Raw genomic sequence first — 4,208 nt, forward strand, 5'->3', positions numbered from 1 at the left:
CCTTGCAGCAACATCTCCATGAGGATTTGGTCGGAAACGCCGACACCGGCAGTTCCGCCCCCGAAAACAAGGACTTTGTGTTCCGTGATTGGTTTATCAGTTACCCTGACCACCGAGTCCATCGCAGCCGACATCATCACGCCGGTCCCCTGGATGTCATCATTGAACGTGCAGATCTTATCGCGGTACTGTTCCAATATATTGGCGGCGTTGTCGCGGCCGAAATCTTCCCAGTGGAACAATACATCCGGGAATAGCGCAGAAGCCTCTTCAACGAACGTTTCGATGAATGGGTAATAAGCCTCCCCGGTCACGCGTTTGTGCTTGTTGCCGAGGTAGAACGGATCTTCCAGCAGTTCTTGGTTATTTGTGCCCGCATCGATCACAATCGGCAACACCTGCTGCGGATTCAATCCTGAAGCGACTGTGTAGACGGCAAGTTTCCCGACCGAAATCGCGATGCCCTGGATGCCCCAATCGCCGATGCCCAGCACCCCTTCGCCATCCGTGATGACCATCATTTTGATTTCTTCATCCATACCTTTGCTGCCGTTCAGCAAAGCGGCACGGATCGCTTCCGGACGATTCACATCCAAATAGACCGCGTCCTGGGGAATCTGGTAATCCCGCGAGTAATTCATGACCGTGTCGGCAATGGTCGGCGTATAGATGACCGGCAACAACTCAGTCACGTGTTTCCCGACGACATGGTAAAAAAGCACACGGTTCTGGGCATAGATATTCATCAGATGCTTCTGCTTGGAATAGGCATCGGTCAGTTGACCTAATTGGGCATAGACAATCTCTCCCTGCTCTTCCAGTGTACGGACTGCTGTCGGCAACAAACCTTCCAGTCCCAAAGTTGCCCGTTCTTCCAAAGTGAATGCGGTCCCTTTATTCAAAAATGGATGACCCAATAAATCTTTTCCGTTAATTTTCGACACGTTGACACACTCCTGCTCCATCATTTGCTTTTATTTTAAAATCAAGGCTTGCCGCGTTATTTCTGCCTGCAAACGCTAATCTGCCCAAGGTATTTCAGTCGTGAGATGTTCATGCAGCTCTTTTTGGTAGTCCAGATCGGCCCTCCGCTTTTGCCGTCTTTCTTCATATCCGCTGTTGATGAATTTTTCCTCGACCGTTTCTGGTACGATTTTTGGAAGACAGACTTTATCCCCATTTTCATCAGGGAGCGCCACAAAGGTCAGAAAGCAGGTTGCCGCCAAGTAACGTTCACCCGTCCGAAGATTCTCTCCGGTCACTTTTGTGAAGATTTCCATGGAAGTCTTCCCCGCTCCGGACACAAACGTATCGATGCAGACCGAATGTCCGGTCGGAAGCGGCTTGATGAAGTTCAATGTGTCCACCGATGCGGTCACATTGGTCGTACGACCGAAACGTTCCCCAGAAATTGCCGCACAATCATCGATCATGCTCATCAGCTTCCCTCCGAACAAAGTACCGTGGTAATTTGAATCGAACGGAAAGACATGGTGGGTCTGAATCACCTTCGTCTGCCTGCAATATCTAATCTCCTGTTCTTGGTTCGCTTCCGTCATATCCGTCTTCATCCCTTTCTTTTTCGTAAACTTATTTTAGCATGCTTCATTTATTTTTAATAGTTCTGCCAAATATTTCTCATTTTTATCACCTCCTCCCGGCTTCCTTTTCAAACCTTGTTGTTGTAAAATGAATGTAGGAAGCGTTTTCTGAACAAAATCAAAAAAGGAGCGGGTAGAAATGTTAGCAGAATACAAAAATATTTTGGTTCCCGTTGACGGTTCAGGTCAGTCAGAAGATTCGTTCAAAAAAGCTGTTGCCATTGCCAAACGCAATAACGCCGCGTTACATCTTATCTACGTCAAGGACACACGCAATGTTCCTCTTAGCCCTGAATATGAATCCAGATTGACGGAAGCATACAAGGACATGGAATATGAATTCCTCGATGAAATGATGACATTCGCTACAAATGAAGGGATTGAAATCAAGAAGTCTGTAACCAACGGCAACCCAATGACGTTGATCGCTGAAGCATTTCCAAAAGAATACAACATCGATCTTATTGTCATCGGAGCGACCGGCAAAGGTGCTATCACCAGGGCTTTTGTTGGATCGGTCTCTAACTATGTGGTCCGTCATGCACCGTGTGATGTTTTGGTTGTCCGTACCTAAAAGTAGCGCACAATTTTTGCAGCCGTACCTCAGAAAACGTAAGAACAGCCCTGTACAGCTTTCGCTGCACAAGGCTGTTTCCTTTTATGCACTAATTAGCACAATCCTTTTACGGGACAATTTTCCGTAGTTTTTCGATATCATTCAGTCAGCTAGATATCATTGACTGTCCCGCCCGCTTCCTCGCTGTCGATCCAAGCGCCGTCAAAAAATTGGATGGCATACGGTCCTTCACTGGTGATGTCAAAGTAAACCTTATCTGTGAAGTTCTCCCCGGGTGCGACAGTATGCAGCCAGAAATGGGTATAGCGCAAAGGCAGGTTTTTCCCCTCGGCATCAAGTGCCGAAAAGTAGTTGGGCGCGATGTAGGTATCGACGCTGCCGTTGTTGACATATTGTATCTCCACTTCCAATAGTTTTTCCCCAAGCGGGTTGAGTTCCTCCAGCGCATCTATTTCCCGGATTTCCGTTACCGTTACCAATTCATTTATCCCGGAATCGTCGCTCAAAAAGTTTTGTACTTCACCCTCATTGACCGTAAAAGCAGGCGGAGTTATCGTTGGGTTCTCATTGGGCATAAAAGTTATGGTGACATAACTTTCAGGAGCAAGATCAGCCAGTTCGATCCCGGTATCGCCATAGATGACGGATGTATCAGTCGTGAAGGTAATTTCCGTTTCTACACTAGGTCCTTGATAAGGATAATCGAACTCCCACACGTTGTTCGTCTCGCGATAGTCGACAGCCGTTCCTTCGATGATGGTCGTCACTTGATCATACCCTTCCGCGCTACCTTCTAACGCAAAATAGTTATATTTGTCGCCTCTGGTGATTCCGTCCTTTACACCGCTTGAAAAAAGGATTGTTTTAATTACACTTTCCTCAGCCTCGGCAGCAACCGTAGATTCTTCGCTCACCAAAGAATCTACGGTTGCACTTTCAGTTTCGTTTTGGCATGAAGCAAAAATACCGACACAGACAACAAGCAACAATCCAAACCTTTTGTTCATAGGAATTCCCCCTTCAGCAATCCGCACAACAGGTTTCCAGCTTTCGATTCTTACCCCCATTTTAGCAAATTAACCGACAAAAAACGAATTCCGGACTTTCTTCAGGACATTACGCGGAGAATTGACTATAATGGAAACATACTTAATTCTGTAAGAGATTCCTCAGGAATAAGCCATTCGAAAATCAGAAAGGAGCGTTGCGGATGCGCTTAATAAAAGGCCTGCTGTTCACTGGCATAGCTGCACTATTGGTCGGATACGGAATAAACCCAACCGCCTTTAACGAAAAGTTCCCCTTTTTGGAGCAGGCAGTCCAATCCGACGTGACTGAAAAAATAAAAGTGCTGACAAGTCCTGGAGGCGTCGACCTGATCACAGCACCCTTCACCCGACCTGATGAAATCGACTATACCCTAGTGGAAGATAAAATCATGGTTTTACTGAATGAGCTTCGCCTGGAGCAAGGCCTGCTTCCCCTTACCAAAAATGAAACCCTTAAAGCGGCAGCCGATCATCGGGCCATTGAAACCCAGACATCATTTTCGCACACCCGGCCGGACGGAACCGATTTCTACACAATCATCCTGACCGATGATTACTGGTACCCTTATCAAACTGTCGGAGAAAATCTGGCAATGGCGACCTATTTCAAGGACGAAGAAGGTATGGCCGAATTTTTGTTCGATGGATGGGTGGAAAGCGAAGGGCATTACGCGAATATGATTCATCCCGATTTCCTGGAGGTAGGCATCGGCGTACATTATGACGGGGAATTTCTGTACGCTGTGCAGCTGTTTGGGAAACAAAATCAATAACTCGGATTAATCCAAAAAAATGCAAAAAAAAAAGCAAGCATCAGGAATATCCTGCATGCTTGCTTTTCGTTTGCGCGGCAACGTCCTACTCTCACAAAGGGAAACCCTTCACTACAATCGGCGCTAAGAAGCTTAACTTCTGTGTTCGAGATGGGAACAGGTGTGACCTTCTTGCCATCGTCACCGCACATTTTTCAAGAGAACGTTG

General features: G+C 46.8%; 5 protein-coding genes and 1 rRNA gene. 2 read left to right on the forward strand and 4 right to left on the reverse strand.

Going from position 1 to position 4,208, the window contains the following annotated elements:
- The coding region (maeA, locus tag WBV27_RS06865) for an oxaloacetate-decarboxylating malate dehydrogenase (protein WP_424200595.1) at nt 1–944 on the reverse strand (944 nt) is incomplete at its 3' end.
- A 75-nt stretch (nt 945–1,019) separates the two neighbouring features.
- Entirely contained in the window at nt 1,020–1,571 is a 552-nt protein-coding gene (locus tag WBV27_RS06870; RefSeq protein WP_424200597.1) for an acyl-CoA thioesterase, read from the reverse strand.
- A 169-nt stretch (nt 1,572–1,740) separates the two neighbouring features.
- On the opposite strand from WBV27_RS06870, the gene WBV27_RS06875 reads away from it, so the two are divergent.
- Nucleotides 1,741–2,175, forward strand: a complete 435-nt coding sequence (locus tag WBV27_RS06875) for a universal stress protein (RefSeq protein WP_068620806.1) — start codon at nt 1,741–1,743, stop codon at nt 2,173–2,175.
- A gap of 152 nt (nt 2,176–2,327) precedes the next feature.
- Here WBV27_RS06875 and WBV27_RS06880 read toward each other — a convergent pair whose 3' ends face one another.
- Nucleotides 2,328–3,185: a hypothetical protein gene (locus WBV27_RS06880; protein ID WP_424200600.1), complete on the reverse strand. Its 858-nt coding sequence runs from the start codon at nt 3,183–3,185 to the stop codon at nt 2,328–2,330.
- A gap of 203 nt (nt 3,186–3,388) precedes the next feature.
- Here WBV27_RS06880 and WBV27_RS06885 point away from each other — a divergent pair, with 203 nt between their 5' ends.
- Complete coding sequence (locus tag WBV27_RS06885; protein ID WP_424200602.1) at nt 3,389–4,000, forward strand: CAP domain-containing protein; 612 nt, start codon at nt 3,389–3,391, stop codon at nt 3,998–4,000.
- A 72-nt stretch (nt 4,001–4,072) separates the two neighbouring features.
- On the opposite strand, the gene rrf is transcribed toward WBV27_RS06885, so the two are convergent.
- Nucleotides 4,073–4,188 (reverse strand): 5S ribosomal RNA (gene rrf / locus WBV27_RS06890).
- Between the last annotated feature and the right edge of the window lie 20 nt (nt 4,189–4,208).

This window comes from Trichococcus sp., from assembly GCF_049589555.1.
In the GTDB taxonomy this organism is placed as follows: Bacteria; Bacillota; Bacilli; order Lactobacillales; family Aerococcaceae; genus Trichococcus.

What these genes read in the sequence shown, in the direction of transcription:
- WBV27_RS06870 (WP_424200597.1), bottom strand. Translation starts at nt 1,571, where the DNA reads ATGAAGACGGATATGACGGAAGCGAACCAAGAACAGGAGATTAGATAT.
- WBV27_RS06875 (WP_068620806.1), top strand. Translation starts at nt 1,741, where the DNA reads ATGTTAGCAGAATACAAAAATATTTTGGTTCCCGTTGACGGTTCAGGT.
- WBV27_RS06880 (WP_424200600.1), bottom strand. Translation starts at nt 3,185, where the DNA reads ATGAACAAAAGGTTTGGATTGTTGCTTGTTGTCTGTGTCGGTATTTTT.
- WBV27_RS06885 (WP_424200602.1), top strand. Translation starts at nt 3,389, where the DNA reads ATGCGCTTAATAAAAGGCCTGCTGTTCACTGGCATAGCTGCACTATTG.